The 21,607-nt window shown below is 61.1% G+C and carries 21 protein-coding genes; 4 read left to right on the top strand and 17 right to left on the bottom strand.

Features of this window, described 5'->3' with window-relative positions:
* Positions 1-31: 31 nt before the first annotated feature.
* Positions 32-1,657, bottom strand: a complete 1,626-nt coding sequence (locus QA640_RS18665) for a benzoate-CoA ligase family protein (protein ID WP_283042825.1) — start codon at positions 1,655-1,657, stop codon at positions 32-34.
* A 41-nt stretch (positions 1,658-1,698) separates the two neighbouring features.
* Positions 1,699-2,853, bottom strand: coding sequence for an FAD-dependent monooxygenase (locus QA640_RS18660; protein WP_283042045.1), 1,155 nt, complete (start codon positions 2,851-2,853; stop codon positions 1,699-1,701).
* A 168-nt stretch (positions 2,854-3,021) separates the two neighbouring features.
* Between QA640_RS18660 and QA640_RS18655 the strand changes: the two genes are divergently transcribed.
* Both QA640_RS18655 and QA640_RS18650 read left to right on the top strand, forming a co-directional pair.
* On the top strand, positions 3,022-3,420 hold the full coding sequence (locus QA640_RS18655; RefSeq protein ID WP_283042043.1) for an acyl-CoA thioesterase: 399 nt from the start codon (positions 3,022-3,024) through the stop codon (positions 3,418-3,420).
* A complete protein-coding gene (locus QA640_RS18650; RefSeq protein ID WP_283042042.1) occupies positions 3,417-4,262 on the top strand; it encodes an IclR family transcriptional regulator in 846 nt (281 codons plus the stop codon). Before QA640_RS18655 ends, QA640_RS18650 begins: the two co-directional genes overlap by 4 nt.
* Before the next feature lie 71 nt (positions 4,263-4,333).
* Here the strand turns inward: QA640_RS18650 and QA640_RS18645 are convergent, their stop codons facing one another.
* The 5 genes from QA640_RS18645 to iolG form a co-directional block, all read right to left on the bottom strand.
* Positions 4,334-5,338, bottom strand: coding sequence for a substrate-binding domain-containing protein (locus tag QA640_RS18645; RefSeq protein ID WP_283042040.1), 1,005 nt, complete (start codon positions 5,336-5,338; stop codon positions 4,334-4,336).
* A gap of 55 nt (positions 5,339-5,393) precedes the next feature.
* Entirely contained in the window at positions 5,394-6,497 is a 1,104-nt protein-coding gene (locus QA640_RS18640; RefSeq protein ID WP_283042039.1) for an ABC transporter permease, read from the bottom strand.
* The gene (locus QA640_RS18635; protein ID WP_283042038.1) at positions 6,487-7,227 is read right to left on the bottom strand and encodes an ATP-binding cassette domain-containing protein; all 741 of its coding nucleotides are present in this window, start codon (positions 7,225-7,227) and stop codon (positions 6,487-6,489) included. The genes QA640_RS18640 and QA640_RS18635 overlap by 11 nt, the downstream gene beginning before the upstream one ends.
* Positions 7,228-7,579: 352 nt before the next feature.
* Positions 7,580-8,389, bottom strand: coding sequence for an SDR family oxidoreductase (locus QA640_RS18630; RefSeq protein ID WP_283042037.1), 810 nt, complete (start codon positions 8,387-8,389; stop codon positions 7,580-7,582).
* Between the two features lie 78 nt (positions 8,390-8,467).
* The gene (gene iolG, locus QA640_RS18625) at positions 8,468-9,472 is read right to left on the bottom strand and encodes an inositol 2-dehydrogenase (RefSeq protein WP_283042036.1); all 1,005 of its coding nucleotides are present in this window, start codon (positions 9,470-9,472) and stop codon (positions 8,468-8,470) included.
* Positions 9,473-9,771: 299 nt separating this feature from the next.
* Between iolG and QA640_RS18620 the strand changes: the two genes are divergently transcribed.
* Entirely contained in the window at positions 9,772-10,644 is an 873-nt protein-coding gene (locus QA640_RS18620; RefSeq protein ID WP_283042035.1) for a MurR/RpiR family transcriptional regulator, read from the top strand.
* Positions 10,645-10,648: 4 nt separating this feature from the next.
* Here QA640_RS18620 and QA640_RS18615 read toward each other — a convergent pair whose 3' ends face one another.
* The 4 genes from QA640_RS18615 to iolD form a co-directional block, all read right to left on the bottom strand.
* Positions 10,649-11,719 (bottom strand): Gfo/Idh/MocA family oxidoreductase, encoded by a 1,071-nt coding sequence (locus QA640_RS18615; RefSeq protein WP_283042034.1) that lies wholly within the window; start codon positions 11,717-11,719, stop codon positions 10,649-10,651.
* Between the two features lie 49 nt (positions 11,720-11,768).
* Complete coding sequence (locus tag QA640_RS18610; protein ID WP_349253732.1) at positions 11,769-12,707, bottom strand: Gfo/Idh/MocA family oxidoreductase; 939 nt, start codon at positions 12,705-12,707, stop codon at positions 11,769-11,771.
* A 118-nt stretch (positions 12,708-12,825) separates the two neighbouring features.
* Positions 12,826-13,725 (bottom strand): myo-inosose-2 dehydratase, encoded by a 900-nt coding sequence (iolE, locus tag QA640_RS18605; RefSeq protein ID WP_283042032.1) that lies wholly within the window; start codon positions 13,723-13,725, stop codon positions 12,826-12,828.
* A 6-nt stretch (positions 13,726-13,731) separates the two neighbouring features.
* Positions 13,732-15,603, bottom strand: coding sequence for a 3D-(3,5/4)-trihydroxycyclohexane-1,2-dione acylhydrolase (decyclizing) (iolD, locus tag QA640_RS18600; protein ID WP_283042030.1), 1,872 nt, complete (start codon positions 15,601-15,603; stop codon positions 13,732-13,734).
* Positions 15,604-15,771: 168 nt separating this feature from the next.
* On the opposite strand from iolD, the gene QA640_RS18595 reads away from it, so the two are divergent.
* The gene (locus tag QA640_RS18595; protein WP_283042029.1) at positions 15,772-16,902 is read left to right on the top strand and encodes a Gfo/Idh/MocA family oxidoreductase; all 1,131 of its coding nucleotides are present in this window, start codon (positions 15,772-15,774) and stop codon (positions 16,900-16,902) included.
* A gap of 364 nt (positions 16,903-17,266) precedes the next feature.
* Here QA640_RS18595 and QA640_RS18590 read toward each other — a convergent pair whose 3' ends face one another.
* The 6 genes from QA640_RS18590 to phaC all read right to left on the bottom strand — a co-directional run bounded on the left by QA640_RS18590 (position 17,267) and on the right by phaC (position 21,538).
* Positions 17,267-17,410: a hypothetical protein gene (locus tag QA640_RS18590; RefSeq protein ID WP_283042028.1), complete on the bottom strand. Its 144-nt coding sequence runs from the start codon at positions 17,408-17,410 to the stop codon at positions 17,267-17,269.
* 156 nt (positions 17,411-17,566) lie between these two features.
* Positions 17,567-17,962: a nuclear transport factor 2 family protein gene (locus tag QA640_RS18585; RefSeq protein WP_283042026.1), complete on the bottom strand. Its 396-nt coding sequence runs from the start codon at positions 17,960-17,962 to the stop codon at positions 17,567-17,569.
* A 106-nt stretch (positions 17,963-18,068) separates the two neighbouring features.
* Positions 18,069-18,362, bottom strand: coding sequence for a DUF1330 domain-containing protein (locus QA640_RS18580; protein ID WP_283042024.1), 294 nt, complete (start codon positions 18,360-18,362; stop codon positions 18,069-18,071).
* Positions 18,363-18,425: 63 nt separating this feature from the next.
* The gene (locus QA640_RS18575) at positions 18,426-18,587 is read right to left on the bottom strand and encodes a hypothetical protein (RefSeq protein WP_283042023.1); all 162 of its coding nucleotides are present in this window, start codon (positions 18,585-18,587) and stop codon (positions 18,426-18,428) included.
* Between the two features lie 217 nt (positions 18,588-18,804).
* Entirely contained in the window at positions 18,805-19,227 is a 423-nt protein-coding gene (locus QA640_RS18570; RefSeq protein ID WP_283042022.1) for an OsmC family protein, read from the bottom strand.
* A gap of 595 nt (positions 19,228-19,822) precedes the next feature.
* Positions 19,823-21,538, bottom strand: coding sequence for a class I poly(R)-hydroxyalkanoic acid synthase (gene phaC, locus QA640_RS18565; protein ID WP_283042021.1), 1,716 nt, complete (start codon positions 21,536-21,538; stop codon positions 19,823-19,825).
* Between the last annotated feature and the right edge of the window lie 69 nt (positions 21,539-21,607).

The following is a 21,607-nucleotide window of genomic DNA, read 5'->3' as shown; positions in this document are numbered from 1 at the left end:
CGGTGACAATGCGGTTGGAGAGCAGGCGCGCTCATGCGTCCAATGGCGCATTGCGCAGTTGCTGACGATCGATCTTGCCCGTTCCGGTCTTCGGCAATTCGGACCGGTATTCGATCAGGCGCGGATATTTGTAGGGGAGCAGTTTCGACTTGACGTAATCCTGCAGCTCACGCGTGAGCGTTTCACTGGCCGCATGACCGTCCCGAAGGATGACGAACGCCTTCGTCGTCATGCGACGATCGGGCAGCTCCAGTCCGAGGACCGCGCATTCCCGGATTGCCGAATGCTGCAACAGGCAGAGCTCGATCTCGAGCGGGTAGATCCATTGGCCGCTCACCTTGATGAGGTCGTCGACGCGACCGACGAACGTGAAGAATCCGTCGGCGTCCTCGACGAGCCTGTCGCCGGTCCAGATCCACCCCTCCTCGCGCATAGTCTGCGCGGTCTTGTCCGGCCTGTTCCAGTAGCAAGGTGCGTTGGAGTGACCGCGTATCCACATGACGCCTTCTTGGCCTTGGACGACGGGCTCGCCTTCGGGCGTGGTCAGCCGGATCTCGTATCCGGGAACGCGCTTGCCTGCGGTTCCGGTCTTCTTCTGCGCGTGCGTATTCGAAAGATAGATGTGCAGGACCTCGGTCGATCCGAGCCCTTCGACGATCTCGAGTCCGAAACGTCGCTTCCAGTCGGTGAAAATGTCCTGCGACAACACCTCTGCTGCTGACAGGCACAGACGCACGCTCGACAGGTCGGCAGACTCGATACGCGGATGGTGGAGCAGCGCGTTGTAGAGCGTCGGCAGGCCGAAGAAGAGCGTCGGCTTGAACCGCTCGATCAGGTCGAGAACGGCACCCGGCTCGGGCCGACCGGCGAGAAGGACCGTGCTTGCGCCGACCGAGAACGGAAACGTGATCGAATTCCCGAAGCCATAGGCGAAAAAGATCTTCGGTACGGAGAAGCAGATGTCGTTCTCTTCGATTGCCAGGATATGACGGCCGAAGCTCTCGGCCGTGTAGGCCATGTCGTGCTGCAGATGCACGATGCCCTTCGGCCGGCCGGTGCTGCCCGAGCTGTACATCCAGAACGCCATGTCGTCGCGGCGCGTGGGTGCGGCCTCCAACTCGGATGGAAACCGGTCGAACCAATGATCGCCATTCAGCACATTGATCGAGGACGGCTCACACGCGGCGTCGCCGTTGAGAACGATGAGCGTGCGCAACCGCGTTCCCGCGGTGGTTTCCTGGTCGAACAGGGAAGCGTACTCGGCGTCGACGATCGCGACCGGCGCAGCCGAATCCCGAAGGTAGAAGCCGATGAGGTCCCTCGGCGAAAGAGTGTTGATCAACATCGGCACGAAGCCGGCGCGGATCGCCCCAAAGAACACCGCGGGATAGGCTGCGGTATCGTTGAGCAGAAGTAGCACACGATCGCCCGCGGCAAGTCCGAGCGAGCTGAGGCCGTTTCCGGCCCTGGCGGCGCTGACGCACAGCTCGCCATAGCTGGTGTTGCCGGCAGCGGCGTAGACGGCAACCTTGTCGGCACGCCCCGCCTTCAGGTTGTCGAACAGGATTTCGCTGGCGTTGTAGCACTCGGGAATTTCGAAACCGATCTCCTGCGCCCCGGGAGCATCGTCGGAGACGTGATCCACGATCGATTCCATAAGAATCAGATCCATTCCGTCCGTCATGAGAGAGTTCCTCGCTATCGCGAATTGATGGAGGTCAATGAATTCGCGTCGTGACGCGCCATGAAGCGCGGCGACATTGCGCGGAGCTGACTGTCGTCGATCCGGCCAGAGCGGGTGATGTAGCTATAGCCAAGATCCAGTGGCGCCAGCTTCATGTGCGCTGCAAAGCGCTCGTACCAGGCCGCACTCGTTCTTGCGGCCTTGACCAGCTTTTCCACTACGGGGCGGCGTGCGGTCTCGTAAGCCTCCAGCGCACGGCGGAGATCACGTGGTTCATTGTCCAGGGCATTGACGAGGGCGATGACGTCCTCGAGCGCGAGGCGCGTGCCCGATCCGATCGAGAAGTGCGCGGTGTGGAGCGCGTCGCCGACGAGCACCATGTTGCGGTGGGACCAGCGATCGTTCCACAACCAGGGGAAATTCCGCCAGATCGACTTATTGTTGACGAGTGGATGCCCCTCGAGCGTGTCGGCGAACACCTTCTCGCAAATCGCCCTGCCCTCTTCCTCAGTCTTCTCCGCAAAGCCGGCGCGCAGCCAGGTCGCGCGATCGCACTCGACGATGAACGTGCTCATCGTCGGAGAGTACCGGTAATGATGGGCGTTGAAGCTGCCGAGCTCGGTTTCGACGAAAGTCTGCGTCAGCGTCTCGAAGCGTTTCGTGGTTCCGTACCAGGCGAACTTGTTGTCGTCGTAGGAAAGGGAGGTCTTGAAGTCGCCCTCGTAGGCCCTTCGGACCAGCGAGTTCACGCCATCGGCAGCCACGATCAGATCGTATCCTGCCAGCTCGTCGACGGAGCGCACGGGCGAGCCGAACCGGAGATTGGCGCCAGCGGATCGTGCGCGCTCGGTCAGCTGCGTGATGAAGTCGAGCCGCCCGACCGCGGAGAAGCCGACGCCGTCGAGTACGATGCGCTCGCCGCGATGAACGAGCGTGATATCGCGCCATGTCTCCATGCCGGCCGAGACGGCGTCCGCTGTTTCTGGATCATCGGCGCGCAGGAAGTCGAGCGCCTTGTCAGAGAAGACGACTCCGAATCCCCAGGTGGCCCCTTCGGGATTCTGCTCGAAGACGTCGACCTGATCCTCGGGATGCCGGCGTTTCCATAGGTAGCCGAAGTATAGCCCCGCAGGACCTCCCCCCAGCACAGCGATGCGACTGAGCCGCATGACCTTCCTTCCCTGTTACTTTTGCTTGCCGCCCGTATTTGCGTATTATGCAAATCATTTCTGGAAATGCAATATTGTCTTACATGTTGTGGAATGATTTTTATTATATGCAAACCTAGCGGCATGGCTAAGGTGCGGGCCTGGTGCCAAACGACGGGAGGATTTCGGATGTTCGAAACAGCTTTTACGATCGAGTGGGGCGATTGCGACGAGGCTGGAATCGTCTTTTATCCCAACTACTTCTATTGGCTTGACTGCACCTATCAGCGCTGGCTGCGCAGGCATGGATTGAGCCAACGCGAGCTGCGGCGGCGCTTCAACAGCGTCACGCCGCTCGTCAATGTCGCTGCCCAGTTTATCGGGCCTGCCCGCTACGACGATGAGCTGGTGGTGCGCGCGGAAGTGGCGGAGTGGCGGGAGCGGCGGTTTCGAATCGACTACAAGCTGTCGGTGGGAAACGTGCAGGTCGCCGGCGGCTTCGAACAGCGCGCCTGGGCCTCGCTCACGGATACGGGTGAACTTCGCGGCGCGAACGTGCCGCCCGAGTTCAGGGAACTGTTGAAATGAAGCGCAAGCCTGCGAAAGACACTGGCGAAGAGGGCGGCGGGACGGCTCCCGGTGGCATCCAGGCTCTCGACGCCGCGCTTTCGGTTCTCCGAGTCCTGCGCTCCTTCGATGGGCCGGCGGCGCTATCGGATATCGCGCGCGAAGCGGGAATGCCTCCAAGCAAAGTCCACCGCTATCTCGCGAGCTTCATTCATGCGGGCCTTGCCGTACAGAAGGAGCGTTCCGGCCGCTATGACCTGGGACGCGAAGCGGCAGAGCTGGGCGTTGCGGCAATCAGCCGGAACAACTTCGTCGTCCGAGCGTCCGACGAGCTCGAGGAATTGGCCGCGGCGACGGGTCAGGCCGCGTTGCTTGCGGTCTGGAGCCACAATGGCCCGACGGTCGTCAGGCTGGAGAGAGGTCCCAATCTGACGACGACGTCGATCGGTCTTGGCAGCACCTTTCCGTTATTGGACTCCGCGACCGGACGCATCTTCCTCGCGTACCTGCCCTACCCGCAACTGGCGGCTCGGATGCACCACGAACTCGAGCGAGCGGCGACCACTGGCGTGAGCTGGCCGGATCTCAATCCCGACGCGACAAGTGTCGAAGCATTGACGACGAAAATCCGCCGCGAGCGTGTCGCCTATGTTGACGGACGTTTCATTCCGGGCTTGAGCGCGATTTCGTCCGCAATCACGAACTGGCAGGGAGAGATCGAGGTCGCGGTGACCCTGTTCGGCACGCACAAGGAATTGCTGGAGCCGGGTAGCGCCACGCGAACCGCTTTGGTCGATTTTGCCTCGCGTCACTCGATCGCCCCACCGGCCCAACTCGGCAATTCGAGTCATCGAGCGCGATAGACGGCGCGCCGCCGCATCGTTGTGGAAGGTCAGCGGGCCAGGCTCTCTAGCCCGCTGCCGTCACGAACGGACTACTTGGCGATGCAGGTATCGACATTCTTGGATGTGCAGACGTCGAGGCCGGTATAGGTCGGATCTTTAGGCGCAGCCTTGCCTTCCTTGACGTCCTTCAAAGCGAACATGGTCTTGTAGCCCATCTCGAACGGACGCTGTCCGACCTGGCCGAGCGACAGCCCCTCCTTCATCTGATCGATCTGAACCGGCAGCGTGTCGGCAACAACCAATGCCAAGTCCTTCTTGGCTATCTTGTCCTTGAAGGGCGCGACCGCAGCGCGGTTAGCGTCCGGCACGAATTGCGGGAAGCCGCCCGTCGGCGTGAACGCGTCCAGGGACGGATTCTTTGCCATGATGTCCTGGAATTGCTGCACCGACAGAGGGAAATCGTCGTTGGTGTAGAGCGGGCAGCCGTCGATCTCCTTCCAGCCATTCTGTCCGGTCAGCCGTTCCCCGGGCGATTGGGCAGACTCCTTGCCGGCCAGCGTGTCACGGATGCCCTTCATGCGCTCGTTGTGGTTGGCTGCCGCGGCGCCGCCGGACTGGATGCAGATCGTGCCGCCCTTCGGCTTGATGGTCTGCACGATCTTGGCGATGTTGACGCCGATCTCGTAGTTGTGCGTGCCAATATAGGCGAGGCGCAGATCCTTGTTCTCGGGGAGAACGTCGGAGTCCCAGGTCAACACGGGGATGCCCGCGCCCTTGGCGGCCTGCAGCGCAACGGCCATCGCTGCCGCGTTGGCCGGTGCCACGGCAATGCCGTCCACCTTCTTGGCCACGAGGTCCTGCACGATCTGCACCTGCTCCTCGCCGCCGCCATGCTCTCCGGGGCCGATATACATGCACTGGAAGGCGCCCTTGGACTCGGCTTCCGCCTTCTTGCAGCCGTCCCGCGCCTGATCGAAGAACGGATTGTTCATGTTCTTGGGAACGAGCGCAAAGGTAAACTTCTGCTGCGCGCAGGCCTGTCCACCCATCAGCGCTGAAAACGCCACGGCGGCCATCAATAGATGCTTATGCACGTTTCTCCTCCCTTTTTGTTGATTCCAAGTCTCCGATCCTACTTCCATCGGATTCCTAACTACGCTTCCAGACAACCCACTCGCGGATCGTAGCAAGAAGCGACGTTCCACTCGTCTGCATGCCGACAAGCACGGCAATGACGATGAACATACCAACGAAGGCGCCCTGCCAATTCGAATCGATGCCGGCCATCAGAAGCGCATTACGGATCACCTCGAGGAACGCCGAGCCGATGACGGCGCCGAAGGCGGTTCCATAGCCGCCCATGAGGTTGGCGCCGCCGATGACCGTGCCGGCGATCACACGGAGCTCGTAGCCCGTCCCCATCGCGTTGATTGCTGAGCCGCTGTAGCCGAGGAGCAGCAGCGAGGCGACGGAGGCCGTGAAAGACGAAAACACGTAGGCTTGAAACTTGATCCAGTCGACCGGCACGCCGGTCAGGCGCGCGGCGCTCTCGTTGGAGCCGATCGCATAGAGGTGTCGCGCCCAGGCCGTGAACATGAAGACGGCGCCGAGAATGAGGGCGAGGATCAGCATCACCCAGAAATGGGACGAGAGCTCCGCAATCCAACGTGGCGCCCAGCCAGCTGGCGCATGGAGCGGCCATTTCGCCTGGCCGATCGCCCTGACGATCGGCGCATCCGGACCAAACTGGTACAGCATCTGGTTGCCGGACAGCACGACGGCCAGCGAGCGCGCGATCGACAGCATCCCGAGCGTCACGACGAAGGACGGCATGCCAACATAGGCAACGAAGAAGCCGTTGAAGGCCCCACACGCCAGTCCCGCGAGGAGTCCGGCTGCGAAGGCGACGTACCAGGAATAATGCCAGGTCAGCAGCAACCCGGTGACGATGGCAACGAGTCCCATCACCGAGCCGACGGACAGATCGATGCCCCCGGTGATGATGACCACAGTCATGCCGAGGCTCATGATCGCCAGCGGAGCGAAGTTGCGCGTGATGTTCGTTACGTTGTCGGCTGTGCCGAAGCTCGGCTCCAGCCAGGTCATGAAGATCACCAGAACCAGAAGTGCGGCTGCGACCCAGAATGCCTGATTGGTCACCAGGCGCTGGAAGGTCGTCTGCTCGCGAATGCTGACGACGTCACTGATTGCGGCGTGTGTTTCTTCTATCACTTTGGCAGAACTAGGCTTCACGGATCGCCCCCGTAATCAGGCCGGTGATCTGCTCCGGCGAGGTCGTCGCGGTTTCCTTGTCGGCCACTTTTGAGCCACGCCGGAGCACGATGATACGATCGCAGACGGAAAACACGTCAGGCATGCGGTGGCTGATCAGCATCACCGATACTCCCCGAGACTTCAGCCGACGGATGAGCTCGAGCACTTCGGCGACCTGTCGCACCGAAATGGCCGCGGTCGGCTCGTCCATCAGGACCAGCTTGGCATTAGACAGCCGGGCCCGGGCAATCGCAACAGCCTGGCGCTGTCCCCCCGACATCTTCTTCACGAGGTCCCGGGGACGCGTTTCGGATTTGAGTTCGGCGAAGAGCTCGCCGGCGCGCCCGATCATCGACTGCTTGTCGAGGATGCGGAACGGCCAGAAACCCATCTTGACTTCGCGCCCCAGGAAGACGTTCTCCGCGGCGGTCAGGTTGTCGGCGAGCGCGAGCTCCTGATAGACAACTTCGATGCCCTCGGCCCGCGCTTCGATCGGCCGGTGGAAATGGCACGACTTGCCGTCGACGACGATGGCGCCCTCGGTCGGCGGGAAGTTTCCGGCAATCAGCTTCACCATGGTCGATTTGCCGGCGCCGTTGTCGCCCATCAGCCCGACCACTTCCCCCGCATCGACCGAAAAGCTGACGTCGTGCAGCGCCCGAATGGCGCCAAAGCTCTTCGAGATGCTCCGCACATCGAGCAAAGCCACGCGCGTTCCCTCCCTGCGGTGGCGGCACTATCCGGCCGCTTCACATCGCCCTTTTCTGCAACCAATATTGCATCAACTGTAATCCCGCAACACCTATTTCACATGCTGGCGGCGGTCCCTGCAGGGCCGTTCATTGCGGCTTGGCCAGGACGCGTGGACATCGGGAGTGTAGGAGACCACGTCCAGCTCGCCTGGCGCGATGCCGTCCCGTCTTTCAGTCCTGGCATTGAAGATCGTCGAAAAGTGGCCGGCATTGCGATGCGATTTGCGAAAGCAGCGATGCAATGAACCAAGCCAGGCAGTAGACCGCCGCCCGCTCGTCACAGAGAAAGGGCTTTGGCCTCGGAACGACTCAGAGCGGCGCGTCCGGGTGCGGTGACGTATCGTAGGCGCCCCAGATACTTTGATCGAAGTTGATCGTGGCTCCCGTCATCATTCCGGACTCATCGCAGGACAGGAACGCGACGGCACGCGCGACCTCGACGGGATCGAGCAATCGGCCGAAGGGCTGCCGCGCCGCGACTCCTTCGAGCCAGTTGGCAGACCGGCCATGGTAGACCTGCTGCGTGTTGAACTCGCCTTCCGTGGCCATCCAGCCGATGTTGAGGCCGTTCACACGGATGCGGTTGCGCAGCAGCGCATGAGCCGTATTTCGCGTCAGCGTGTCGAGCGCCCCTTTCGATGCGCAATAAGCAGCAATGAAGGACTGGCCCCCCATCGCCGACATTGAAGAGACGTTGACGATCGTACCCTGGACCCCGTCGCGGCGCATGAGCTTGATCGTATCCTGCATCAGAAAAAACGGGGCACGCGTGTTGACAGCGAAGATCCGGTCGAAAAGTTCGGGGCTCGTATCGATGATGGTGCCGCGGCTGGTGTCGCCCGCGGCGTTCACCAAGGCGTCGACGCGCCCGAAGGCCCGGTCCGCCTCAGCCACGACTCTGGCGCAATCCTCCGTCTTTGTCAGGTCAGCGCGCACAAATACCACTGCTGCGCCCGTGGCAGCGGCGATTGCATCGGCCTTTGCCCGTCCCTTCGTCTCGTCACGGCCACACGTGACGATGCCCTTCGCGCCGCGCTCGGCGAAGAGTTTGGCGATCGCGGCCCCGAGCCCCTGCGTACCGCCCGTGACAATCGCGATCTTCCCGTTCATCGAAGTCATTTCGGTTCTCCAAGAGTCGGTTGGAGCGCTGCTTGGCGTGCCGCTACCGCCTCTCGACGCTCGAAGGCACGTTCAACATCACGCGAGATTGCGGACATCGACCTTCCTGCCGGTCCTGGCGGACTCGACTGCCGCCTCCGCAAGCGCGAGCGCGCGGTAACCGTCGTCGAAAGTCGCCTGGGTCGGCCGACCATCGCGAACGGCGGCAATGAATGCGCCGATCTCCGCTTCGTAGGCCTCTGCGTAGCGTTCGATAAAGAAGTTGAGGTAAGGCTCGGCCGCATCGCTGGTGGTCGAGCCATAAAATCTCAGCTCGTGCGCCTTCTTGTTGTCCGAGATGACCATGCCCTCGCTGCCAAACAGCTCGATCCGCTGATCGTAGCCAAAGGCAGCACGGCGGGAGTTGTTGATGTGGCACAGCTTTCCGTCAGCAGTGCGCATGATCACCATGATGGAGTCGAAGTCGCCGAAATCCGTTCCAATGGTGGGATCAACAAGCGCACTGCCGGTCGCGAAGACCTCGGCCGGCTCGTCGTTCAACATGAAACGCGCCACGTCAAAATCGTGGATCGTCATGTCACGGAAGATACCGCCCGAGACCGCGGTGTAACCTCGCGGTGGCATCCCCGGATCGCGTGATGTGATGACGACTTGCTCAAGTTTCCCGATCTTGCCCGCGGCACAGGCGTCGCGCGCGGCGCGGTGCCCGGGGTCGAAGCGGCGATTGAAGCCAATCTGAATTGGTACGTTGCAGCCTTCAATCGCCTTGCGGCATGCCCGCACCCGATCGAGACTGAGATCGATCGGCTTCTCACACAAGATCGCCTTGCCGGCCTTTGCCGCAAGTTCGATCAGATCGGCATGCGTGGCAGTCGATGTCGCAATCAGAACCGCGTCGGCCTTGCCAATCGCATCTTCCACGCTTGCGGATACCCCGCAGCCATGCGCTCTGGCGACCGCTTCGGCTGCGATCGTGTTCAGATCGAATACCGTCTCCAGGTGCGCCCCCTCCGCCTTGGCAAGATTCCGGGCGTGCAAGACGCCAATGCGCCCGCACCCGAGCAATGCGAATTTGATCGCCACCGTATCCTCCCGCCGACGAATGTTCGATTTACTTGCAAGAGTTATTGCGAATATGCAAAAGTGTCAATAATTGTTCGCCGACGCTATCGATGATTTCTGCTCCGCCGCCAGAGATGGCGATGCGAGGGTGCGTGAGTCTCTTCGGGTCTTTAGCCCGTCCGGTAATTGTCAGCGGGATTGCTGGATAGTTGACCTACAGATGCCTGGCAGTGCCGACTTATTACGGACGACGGCCTTCCGAACGAGAGTGAACTTGTCAGCATCTGCACACGATGAAACCAATGATGAGAGCACCTTAAATGCAGGACGTGAGGACACCGGAAGACTATGAGGAATTGATCCGTGTCATCCACGATCGCTACGATGACATGAGCAAGTCCTATCAAAAGATAGCCACTTATCTGACCCAGAACCCGAATGATGTCGCGGTTCTGTCGGTAAACGCCATCGCCGATCGCTGCGGCATCCATGCTTCAAGCTTCGTGCGCTTCGCCCAGTCACTTGGCTATGAAGGTTTCAAGGAGCTTCAGGCGTTATTTCAACGGCGCTTGTCAACCGCCGCCCCGGGTTTCGAGGCGCGCATCAAGGCTCTGGAAATCGAGCTCGGCGCGCGCGCGGATCGTAGCGAAGTTGGTTTTCTGCGCGACCTGGTCGTCCGTGACATTGCTTCTCTTCAGGACATGCTCTCGGACATTCCGCCGAAAGCTCTGTCGGAATCGGTGAGCCTGCTTGAGAAGGCAGACTCGGTCTTTCTGATCGGGCAACTGCGTTCAGCGCCCGTCGTTGAATTCCTTCGCTACATCCTGACCATGCTGGGCAAACGTTGCGTGTTGCTCGACGCGGGCGGCGGTCTTGCTACGCACATCGCGCGTACGATCCGCAAGAAGGACGTACTCGTTGCGGTGTCGTTCCGATTCTACGCAAACGAGGTCGTCAACGTTGTCGAGGAAGCCGGGCGCAATGGCGTTCCCATCATTGCGATATCGGACAGCACGTTGTCACCGCTGGCTAAGAGCGCCCGCGTTCTGTTCGCTGTTCCAGAGCATGAATATACATTTTCGCGTTCACTTGCCGCTCCGATGTGCCTTGCACAGGCTTTGACGGTAGCGCTGGCAGCCAGACTACAGAAAAATGACATCAATCCGCGGATTCCAACGGTTACCGGCAAGTAACGCCTCAGAAAACCAGTCGCCGATCGGTTACGGGCGCAAATCGCACCATGTCGGGCGTTGGATGGCGGGCACGCGGGCGGGATGCGATGGCCTGCGGTTGTCCCGTCTGGGCAGACTTTTCAATTGCGAGCAGTGCGCGCAAGTCCGCCAACCCCTCCTCGCCATCAGCTTCGGGCGGCGTTCCAGTTTTGATGCAATCTGAAAAGTATTCCACCTGCGCGCCAAAATGGTCGATTTGCGGAAACTGCGTTTCCTGGACCGCACCGTCGCGGCGCAGACGTAGTCTTGTTGCAGTCTCGAACCTGAAGCCGGGGTCGAGTTCGAGATCGCCCGCCGTCCCGACGACCCGATAATTGTCGACGGCGGCTGCCCCGAAGCTGGCGACGAATTGTGCCAAACCGCCTGAAGGGAAACGCAGCAAGGCTGTGACGGACGCTTCCACCTCGCGAAAGCGCGGGTCATCGTTCGGTCGCTGCACCATCGCCATTGCCTCGACAGGCTCTTCTGCAAAGATGTGACGAGCCGCGTTGACGCAATAAACCCCGACGTCTTGGAGCGGTCCACCCCAACTCGCAGCTTTCAGTCTGTGGTTCCCTGGCGGCGCCTGAAAACTGAACACCGATTGAAAGAAGAGCGGACGGCCGATCGCGTCGTTGCGGATATGTTCGAGTACCGCAACGGTTCCCGGTTCGTTGTGGAGCCTGTACGCAGTCATCAGAAACACGCCGGCGTCGCGGGCAGCGGCGATCATCGCGAGAGCATCCTGTTCGCTCGTGGCTAGCGGCTTCTCGACCAAGACGTGCTTGCCGGCTCGAGCCGCTCGAACGGTGAAGTCGGCATGCAAGTGGTTGGGAAGAGCAATGTACACCGCGTCGATGTCAGAGCTTCTCAAAAGGGCATCGTATCCGTCATAGCCGACAATCTGCCCAATACCATGGAAATCCGCCAACCGCGCAGCCTTGTCCGGATCGCCCGTCACAATCGCGGTAACCTTTGAATTTGTGGACTGTCCGACTCCCGGCAAGAAGGCTTGTTGCGAAATCCAGCCTGCACCGACGACTGCATACTTGATCATCGCTTCCTCTCCCATCACTCGCGTTGCAGCCGCGCCCGCCTGCCGCCAATCAGTCATACAGCGAGGGCCGTGGCCCATATCTCAGGGCGGCCACACCATTTCCGGCGAGAGCCTCGGCGACTTGCTCTGCGATGGCCGAGGCGACATAGCCGTCCCATGCGCTCGCGCCGACCACCGCTCCGCTCTTCACCGTGCTGACCCAATCAGCCATTTGCCTGCGATACGCCTCTTCGAACCTCGGCACCCAATTGTCCGGATACGAATGACCGCCAGCTCTGTCTCTGTTCAAGAGCGTCAGCGATGCCGGAGCCAGCGATACAGTGCCTTGCCGTCCGACCAGTTCGACATGGACGTGATAGCCGTAGCTGGCGTTCACGAAAACCTCGGTCGAAACAATCTCGTTCTTGTCGGTTTTCATCGTGATCATGAGGGGCTCGCCGCCGGGGCCCGCCTCCACGTGCGCAGAAACCATCTCCGACCCCAAAAGCCAACGGCTGATGTCGATCTCGTGGACGAACGAATTCGTGATGGCCATCGAACCGTTGAACCAATCCGGCGCGCGAACGTTTCGGTGCACGTTGTGCAACAATACGGGGCCGCCCAATTCACCGGTATCCTTGACGCGCTTGATCTCGCGATAGCCAGGGTCAAACCGTCGCATATATCCGACCTGAATGAGCCTGCGACCCAAAGCGACTTCCGCCTGCACCACATCCAGGGCATCTGCTGCCGATGACGCCAAAGGCTTTTCGCAGAGAACAGGCTTCCCCGCCTCGATGCAGGCGAGCGTTAGCGCCGCATGTGTGGCGTCGGGCGACGCAATCACGATCGCGTCGATCCGATTCGACGCGATCAACGATTGAGGATCCGAAAAGACGGTTGCTCCAGATGCAACTGCCTGCGCCCGAGCTGCGTCGGCATCAAAAATCCCCGCAAGATGAGCACCGGGAGTCTCGTGTCGGAGTATCCGAGCATGCTCGGCGCCCATTACACCTGTCCCGATGACTCCTATCCCGATGCTCATTTCAGCTCCCCTCCCGACTTCGCACCAAGATGAATCCGCCGGGACAGGGCGAGAGCTGAGCGCGGCATCCGATCGGTCGGGTTCATTGCACGACCTCGTATCCAGCAGACGCCATCAAGCGCATCAGCTCCGCGTGGCCTTTCTTGGCCATTTCGAGCGGAGGGCTGACCTTCGGGTCCTGCTCCGCCTCGACGACGAACCACCCCTCGTAACCGTAGGACGCGAGGCGGGCGATGATCGCGGCGAAGTCGAGCGAGCCGTCGCCCGGCACGGTGAACGCCCCCTTCACCACCGCATCGAGGAAGCTCTCCCGCTTCCGGTCGAGCTTGTCGATGACGCTGCTGCGGACGTCCTTGGTATGCACATGGCTGATGCGGGAATGATGTTTGTCGATGACACGCAAGACGTTGCCGCCGGCAAAAGCCATGTGGCCAGCATCGAACAACAGCGGTAGCGCCTCACCGGAATTGGCCATGAGCAGGTCGAGTTCAGCTTCGGTCTCGATCGCCGCAGCCATGTGATGATGGTAAGCGATCGGCATTCCCTGCCCGGCACACCACTCGGCGAAGTCAGTCATCTTGCGTCCATAGGTCTTCATCTCCTCGTCCGAAAGTCTGGGTTTGGTATCGAGCGGCGCGGAGCGATTGCCCTGGATCGAGCGCGCAGTTTCGCCATAGACGATGCAGGGCGCCTTCGCCGCAATGAAGAAGTCCATCTGGGCGCGAACGCGGTCCTTTTCCCGTTCGATGTCACCGTCGAGCAGAAGGCCAGAGAACCAGCCGCCGCATACGGAAATGCCAAACCGGGCGAGTACCGGCCCGAGTTCCTTCATGTTCATAGGGAAGCGCCGTCCGGTCTCCATTCCCGTAAAACCGGCAACGCTCGCCTGCCGCAAGCACTCCTCCAGGCTCACGTCGTCGGACAGCTCGGCGAGATCGTCGTTCCACCAGGCAATGGGGGCAATTCCAAGTTTCGCTTTCATGACTCATCACACTCCGATGCGCTGCTTCGCGCGGATCTCGTCTTGCTGCTTGCGCGCGCTTCGCACCGTCTCGCGCGAAGATACCTCGGGCACACCGACATCCCAGTCGGCATCGCCGGGAACCCACGAATAAGCGTCCGATGCGATCGAAAGCACGGTGGTGCGGTCGTTGCCTTTGGCCCATTCGAGCGCGGCAACAAGCTCGGCAAGGCTCTCGCAACGCCGTGCAGCCGCCCCCATGGATTCGGCGTGCTTGGCAAAGTCAACGTGAAGAGGATTGTCGCGGTTCTGAACGCGACAATCGGTCAACAGATTATTGAAGCCTGGCACGCCCTTGAATTGTTGCAACCGGTTGATCACCGCGAACCCGCCGTTGTCGCAGACCACAACAATCATCTTGTGACCGCTCAGAACCGTCGAGTAGATGTCCGAGTTCATCATCAAATAGGTGCCGTCGCCGACCATCACGATCGGCGTACCGCCGAGCCCGCCGGGCCCGGAATTGGCCATCGCATGGCCCCAACCGGCCGCGACCTCGTAGCCCATGCAAGAGAAGCCGAATTCGAGGTCAAAGGTGTTAGGCGCCTTGACGCGCCAGCCCTTTGCGACTTCGCCCGGCAGCCCGCCTGCGGCCGAAATTAAGGTATCTCTCTCGCCTGCGGATGCATTCACCGCCTGGACGATCTGCGCATAGGTCGGCACCGGGGCGTTGCTGGGGGCCTGCAGCGACTCGAGCAGCGCGTCCCATTCCCTGAAGAGCATCTGAGCACGCGCCATGTGGGCGGGGTCGACGCGCCAGGCGCCGAGCGCCGCATCGAGCTCTTCAATGGTTTCCCGCGCGTCGCCCACCACCGCCAGCGCACGATGCTTCACTGCATCGAACCTGGCCGCATTGATCGAGATGAAGCGCGCGTCCGGGCTGAAGGCGGTCCATGATCCCGTCGTGAAATCCTGAAGGCGCGTACCCACCGCAAGAATGACATCGGCTTCGGCTGCTAGCGCATTCGCTGAGGTTGAGCCGATAATTCCGATCGGCCCCGCATGGGCCGGGTGATAGTGGGTCACCGCGCCCTTGCCGGCGACCGTCTCCACGACAGGAATTCCGCGCTTGACCGCGAAATCCGCGACGACATGTCCCGCCAGCGAGTAGCGCACGCCGCCGCCTGAGATGAGAAGCGGCTTCTTCGCAGTCCTGAGCAACGCGGCTGCTTCCGCGAGTTTCTGACGGTCGGGACGCGGACGCGGGATGGTCCAGTTCCGAGACTCGAAAAAGACCTCGGGGTAGTCGAAGGCTACCTCCTGGGTATCCTGTGGTAGCGCCAGAAAGGCCGGGCCGCAGTCGGCCGGATCGAGCATGGCGGCCACTGCCTGCGGGAGAGAAGAGATGATCTGCGCGGGATGCGTGATCCGATCCCAGTAACGCGTGACCGCCTTGAACGCGTCGTTCACGGTGACGGTCGGGTCGCCAAAATGCTCGACCTGCTGAAGAACCGGATCCGGCAACCGGTTGGTGAACGTATCGCCAGCGATGAGAAGGACAGGCAAGCGGTCTGCATGAGCTGTCCCCGCCGCGGTCACCATGTTCAGAGCACCGGGGCCAATGGACGACGTCGCCACCATGATTTGCCGCCGAAGCTTGGCCTTGGCGAATCCGACAGCCGCCAGCGCCATCGACTGCTCGTTCTGTCCGCGCCAGGTCGGCAGACGATCCTGCACCGCCTCCAGGGCCTCGGACAGGCAGGTCACGTTCCCATGACCAAAAATGCCGAAGACGCCGGCGAACAGGGGCACGCGCACGCCGTCGATTTCGGTGTACTGTTGAGTCAGCCATCGCACCACGGCCTGCGCCATGGTGAGTCGGATTGTCGCGCCGGTCATGTGGTCTCCTCCCTCGACGGTTTGCGAGGAACATAACCATTTGCATTGAATATTGACAATAACATTTTTCCGCAACAATTATTGCCGACAACGTCTTCCATTCGGAACGTGCTCGTTTTTCTCTTAGGTCGCCTCAACTGCGAGCTCATCGTGAACAGGACTTCCGGCATGACCAAACCGAAGCTTCGCATCGGCCTCATCGGTAGCGGATTCATGGGGAAGACCCACGCTTTCGGCTACTCCATCGCCGCGCGTGTCTTCGACCTCCCTTTCGAGCTGGAACTTCATACGATCGCGGATATCAGCGACGAGGCCGCCGCAAAAGCAGCCTCGGCCCTCGGCTTCGCGCGCGCGACCTCGGACTGGCGATCTCTCGTGGCGGACCCAAGTATCGACGTCGTGAACATCACCACGCCCAACGCACTCCACAAGGAAATGGCCTTGGCTGCGATTGCCAGGGGCAAACATGTGTATTGCGAAAAGCCGCTGGCGCCGCTTGCGACAGACTCCCGCGAAATGGCCGAGGCCGCCGAAGCGGCCGGAGTCAAGACGCAAGTCGGGTTCAACTACCTTTGCAACCCCATGCTGGGCCTCGCACGCGATATGATCGCGGCGGGAGAACTCGGCGAGATACGCGGCTACCGCGGTATCCACGCCGAAGACTACATGGCCGACAACACTGGGCCGTTCACATTCCGGCATGATCCGGTGGGCGGCGGCGCGCTGGCCGACATTGGCAGCCACGCACTAGCCACCGCCGAATTCCTGTTGGGTCCAAGCGCCGGACCGATCACTCGCGTCATGGGCGATTGCGTCACGATGATCAGGGAACGTCCGGATGGCAAAGACGGCCGAAGGCGCGTCGAAGTCGATGATGTCGGCCGAGCTTTCCTCCGTTTCGCCAACGGCGCCTCCGGCTCGATCGAGGCGAATTGGATTGCGACGGGGCGGAAGATGCAACACGACTTCGAGGTCTATGGAAGCAGAGGCGCCCTCGCCTTCAGCCAGGAACGCTTCAACGAGTTGCACTTCTTCTCGACCGATGACCACCTTGGCCGTCAGGGATTCCGGCGGATCGAGGCAGGCCCGGCGCATCCCCCATACGGCCTGTTCTGCGTTGCGCCAGGCCACCAGCTTGGTTTCAACGACCTGAAGGCGATCGAAGCAGCAGCCTACCTGGATGCCATCGCCGGACGTCGATCGGAGCCATTCAACTTCCGCGCCGGCCTGCGCATTCAAACGCTGGTCGAGACCATTCACGCATCGAATCGCGCTGGAACGTGGAAGGACGTTCCCTGAGAAATTCTCAAATCTCCTTCCTGACGCGACCGGCAATATGCGCGCGGTTGGGGCTGGTCGTCTCGTCCGGGTGACCGTGCCTAAAGTGGACGCGGGTCTGAGGGGACGAAGGCATTGCGATTGCACCAGCAGTTGGCGCGACGCCCGGGCAATCGGATCGTCGCTTCCGGCGGCACGTTTCGCGACGAAGCGCGGCTGATCGTCGCCGGCCATAGCTACCATTTGCTCGCTCCGGATCAAATCGACGCACGGACCCTCGAGAGTCTCATTGAGCTCCGCCGACGCACGCGGTGCGATGCCGAGGATTCACCTCTCCAGGAGGGAGAGGTCGGATCGCATCGCCAGATGCGATCCGGGTGAGGGGTTACAGTCTCAGTAAGTGCTGCGGCCCCTCATCCGCGCCGACGGAACTGATGCCGGCGCTTTCGAGCAGCATCGCGAGCTGTCTGCGAACATGAAACATTCGTGTTTTCACGGTCCCGCGTGGGATGTCGAGAATCTCGGCCACTTCGGCAACCGATCGTTCATGATAAGATCAGATCTATGACGAGCCGATGCTTCAGGCGCAGCTTGCCAATACAGGAAGAGGCAGTCGATTCCGTCGCCATGTCCGCCGGCAACAGTGTCCGGCATCACAATTCCGCCGGCGTCCCGTACTGGCCGCTCAGGGCGGCGAATCTCCGCGAATTCGCTCGACGAGATCTGCGCGCGAGGGTGCTGGCTCAAATCGGTCGGCGAAATATTGCGTTTCGTGCGCCACCAGTCCGTCGCGGAATTCCATGATGCTCACCGCATAGGATGGCATGTCGTCATAGCTGAGCGTGAATTCGGTAACCCATAGATCGCCGCTTCCAACAATTCGCCGGACCGTGAAGCGCTTTTTGTTCGGCTGGACGAACCGGCTCTGTTGGATGTTCTGCCGACCGCGGATCCGCTCGCCTGATTGCGGATAGTCGAGCACGGCATCCTCACGGTAGATGTCATGCTCCACCGTGAAATCGCCGACATCCGATGCATGCCAGTGACGCTCCAACGCAAGGCGCGCATTTCGATCATCCATCTCGGTCCTCCCATGCGTGCTCTCGGCAAACATTGCCATTGTTACTGAGACTGTTGGTTCCATCGCATGTCCCAGCGCTACCCCCGGGCGAGAGGCCTTGTGGCTTTCAGTCCAATCCCTCGACGATGCGGACGTCCCGCTCGCAGGCGTTGCCAAGCGCCTTGAGCGCTTCTTGATAAGCGGGGCTGTCGTGAGCCGCGATGGCCTGTTCGACGCTGTCGAACTCCGTCACCGTGGCGCGCTGAGCGGTGCCCTGCTCATAGGCCCTCGCGGCACCGCCGCGCGCCAGGAAGCGGCCGCCATTGGAGGTGATGGCCGGTCCGGCCAGCTTTGCATACGCGGCGAGCGCCACCGGGTCGGAGATCGAGCGATAGAAGGTGATCCAGTATCCCTTGGCCATGACTATCCTCCCGGCTTCCAGATCCTCCCACGTGATCCGCGCCCAATCGCTGGAGCAACGGCCTTATGCGTGCTGATGGCGCGGATCGTCGTGCATGTCGTGATATTCGAGGCCGAGCGGGCCGACCGCGGAAACCTGCGTGACGTATTCGCCGGACTTCGCCCAGTGAAAATGCCAGGTGTCACCGGGCAACACGATGACGCTTCCGGGCGGGTTGGCCTTCACCTTGTCGCCCTGGAAGGTCTAGCCCAGCCCGATGTAGAAGACACCCGACATGATCGTGTAGATGCGGTCCTCCGGATGCTTGTGCGGCATCAGCTTCTTATCTCCGGGCACTTTGACCCGGACCACGTAGGGCCCGGGTTCGGCGGGATGGCCCTGAACTCGGCCTGGTCGGGCCGATGATTGCGGGCCATCGCTCTGTCTCCTTGCTCACAGTCAGCTAGACCAGCTTCGCATCCAGCGTGATGGTGGCGTTGAGCACCCTAGACACCGGACAATTCTTCTCGGCCTCCCCGGCGATGCGGGCGAAACCGGCATCGTCAAGGTTCGGCACTTTGCCGCGCAAGGTGAGCGCAGACTTGCTGATCTTGAATCCCTTGCCTTCCGGCTCGAGCGTCACCGCAGCCTCCGTCGAGAGCTCCGCTGGTGTAAAGCCCGCGAGCTGCAGGCCGAAAGCCAGTGCCATCGTGAAGCAGCCGGCGTGAGCGGCGGCGATAAGCTCCTCTGGATTGGTCCCCTTCTCGTTCTCGAAGCGTGTCTTGAAGGAATAGGGTGTCTCGGCAAGCACGCCGGATTCGCTGGATAGATGGCCGCTGCCGTCACGGCCGGTGCCCTGCCACACTGCTCTTGCCTTGCGGATCATCTTGTTTCTCCTTGCTGGTCGCTCCTCTTCTCACACCTTCAGTAGAAGATCTTTACGGCGCTGCTTGCAATCGTTTTCTGGTCGTACTCATCCAGTTTGTTCCGCCTTTTCTCTTCGGATGAGGCTGCATCAAGGTGGTGCGAGCGCTGTCCGGAGCAATCCATCTTGATCTCAGATCGGGCCTCTTTCAGCGAAATCCATTAGAGTCACGGAACGGAACATTCATGACAGGTTCAAAGGGCGCCGGCCGCCACCTAAAACGCGATCTCTCGCGCCACATACGGCCAGACGACCATCCGCATCGATCAGGTCGCGCCTGGACATTCGGACGGCTGCCGACGATATACAGAATTCGAGGAATGGCCATCAGGCTAAATGTGGTCGAGAGAGCGTCTGCTTCGGTTGCGCGCGCGCTTCGTCACGCGGAGCAATTGTCTTCGAACTATCTGCGATCTATCTGGATGAAGCCGACAAGCCGTCGACCAGTCCCTGCTGGAACTGGCCCAGCAGCTCGCGGCCCGCTCCATCGCTCGGCTGGCAGACCTTCGGACCATCGCATCCCTAACTGGTTGATAGACAACGAATGGTCGCGCCATCAGCTTGCTTTCTCTTTCACGTACCGTCCCGGCGCGGCTTCACCCGGAGGATAGAGGTTGCTGCCGAGCTGCGTGCGTGCTGCCAGCTTGTCTTCCGTCCATGGCTCAAGCCAGGCGATCCAGTCGTTCCACCAACTGCCGGGCTTCTCCTCCGCGCCGGCGAGCCACGCCGCTGGATCTTCATCCCGATTGGCGGATACCCAATAGCTTCGCTTGTTCTTCGATGCGGGATTGATCACACCGGCAATATGCCCGCTCGCGCCGAGGACAAAACGAATGTCTCCGCTGAGCAGGCCTGTTGTTCGATATGCCGATCGCCAAGGCACGATGTGATCTTCCATCGTCGCGAGGACGTAGGCAGGCAGATCGACCCGGCCGAGATCGACGGGCGTGTCGCACATCGTCAGCCTGTTCGGCTCCCGGAGGTTGTTCTCCAGGTACATATTCCTGATGTACCAGCAGTACATCGGGCCGGGCAGATTGGTGACGTCCGCGTTCCAGAACAGGAGATCGAAGCGTTCGGGCGGTTTTCCCTTGAGATAGTGATTGACCACGTTCGGCCAGATGAGCTCCTTCGAACGCAGCGTCTGGAACACGAACCCGAGCTCGGCGCCCCGGTAGATTCCATCCTTCCCGATCGTCTGCTCACGCAGACGCACGCTCTCCTCGTCGACGAATACCCCGAGGTCGCCGGGCTCGCGAAAGTCGAGCATCGTCGTCAGCAATGTCACGCTCGCGACCGATTCGTCGCCGCGCGTGCGCAGAATCGCGAGGGCTGAGGACAGGATCGTGCCTCCGACACACCAGCCGACGACGTTGATCTTGTCGGCGCCCGAGATCGATCGGGCGACCTCGATCGCACGCATTGCGCCGCTCGCGACGTAGTCGTCCCACCCAAGATGCCCATATGACGCATCGGGATTGCGCCAGGACACCATAAAGACGGTCAAGCCGCGCTCGATCGCAAAGCGGACGAACGAATTCGCCGGCTGAAGATCGAGGATGTAGAACTTGTTGATGCAGGGCGGGACGATCAGCAACGGGCGAGCAGCCACCTGCTCGGTCGCCGGTTCATACTGGATGAGCTGAAACAGATCATTCTCGAACACCACCGCGCCTCTCGATGTCGCGACGTCCTTTCCCACTTCGAACGCGCGTTCGTCCGTGATGGTAAGGTTTCCCTTGCCGAGATCCGCCATCAAATTGTCCAGGCCGGCCTTCAGGCTTTGACCTTCCGTTTCCGCCGCGATCTTGATGGCGTCGGGATTGGTGGCGGCAAAATTGGTCGGGCTCATTGCCTCGACGAGCTGGCGCGTGAAGAACCGCAGGCGGTGCTTCTCCTTCTCGTCGAGATCGAGAGCTTCCACGAAGTCGACGCAATAGCGCGCGTTCAGCAGATAGCATTGCTTCAGCAGGCTATAGAGCGCATTGTCGCGCCATTCCGCGCCGTTGAACCTCCGGTCCCCCCGCACCGGCTCGACCGCTGCTTCGGCCTGCATGCCCGCGCTCGTCTTGAGGACATGTTCCGCGAGCGCATAGAGGCGCCTCAGATGGTCAGCCTGGAGTTCGACGAGACGTCCTGTCGATTCCATCACCGAACCGGTCTCCGTGCGGTCGCCAGCCGTCGACGCAGACGCTAGAGATCGCCACAGGCTCGCGCCAGCCTTCACGAAGGCATCGACGAACTCGTCAGGCATGTTGAACGGCCGATTCATGTCACCCTCACTCGGACGAAGTCGAATGTGTTGTTCGTTTCCTGCTCCGGACCCGCTTCTCTCTGGCTG

This window comes from Bradyrhizobium sp. CB82, from assembly GCF_029714405.1.
GTDB lineage: Bacteria > Pseudomonadota > Alphaproteobacteria > Rhizobiales > Xanthobacteraceae > Bradyrhizobium.
This window is presented reverse-complemented; position numbering and strand designations above follow the sequence as displayed.

Coding starts and splice junctions, on each gene's coding strand:
- QA640_RS18585 (WP_283042026.1), bottom strand. CDS start 17,962: ATGGATGATCGAAATGCGCGCCTTGCGTTGGAGCGTCACTGGCATGCA.
- QA640_RS18630 (WP_283042037.1), bottom strand. CDS start 8,389: ATGACTTCGATGAACGGGAAGATCGCGATTGTCACGGGCGGTACGCAG.
- QA640_RS18610 (WP_349253732.1), bottom strand. CDS start 12,707: ATGGGCGCCGAGCATGCTCGGATACTCCGACACGAGACTCCCGGTGCT.
- QA640_RS18615 (WP_283042034.1), bottom strand. CDS start 11,719: ATGATCAAGTATGCAGTCGTCGGTGCAGGCTGGATTTCGCAACAAGCC.
- QA640_RS18570 (WP_283042022.1), bottom strand. CDS start 19,227: ATGATCCGCAAGGCAAGAGCAGTGTGGCAGGGCACCGGCCGTGACGGC.
- QA640_RS18620 (WP_283042035.1), top strand. CDS start 9,772: ATGCAGGACGTGAGGACACCGGAAGACTATGAGGAATTGATCCGTGTC.
- QA640_RS18655 (WP_283042043.1), top strand. CDS start 3,022: ATGTTCGAAACAGCTTTTACGATCGAGTGGGGCGATTGCGACGAGGCT.
- QA640_RS18650 (WP_283042042.1), top strand. CDS start 3,417: ATGAAGCGCAAGCCTGCGAAAGACACTGGCGAAGAGGGCGGCGGGACG.
- QA640_RS18595 (WP_283042029.1), top strand. CDS start 15,772: ATGACCAAACCGAAGCTTCGCATCGGCCTCATCGGTAGCGGATTCATG.
- iolD (WP_283042030.1), bottom strand. CDS start 15,603: ATGACCGGCGCGACAATCCGACTCACCATGGCGCAGGCCGTGGTGCGA.
- phaC (WP_283042021.1), bottom strand. CDS start 21,538: ATGAATCGGCCGTTCAACATGCCTGACGAGTTCGTCGATGCCTTCGTG.
- QA640_RS18660 (WP_283042045.1), bottom strand. CDS start 2,853: ATGCGGCTCAGTCGCATCGCTGTGCTGGGGGGAGGTCCTGCGGGGCTA.
- iolE (WP_283042032.1), bottom strand. CDS start 13,725: ATGAAAGCGAAACTTGGAATTGCCCCCATTGCCTGGTGGAACGACGAT.
- QA640_RS18580 (WP_283042024.1), bottom strand. CDS start 18,362: ATGGCCAAGGGATACTGGATCACCTTCTATCGCTCGATCTCCGACCCG.
- QA640_RS18665 (WP_283042825.1), bottom strand. CDS start 1,657: ATGGAATCGATCGTGGATCACGTCTCCGACGATGCTCCCGGGGCGCAG.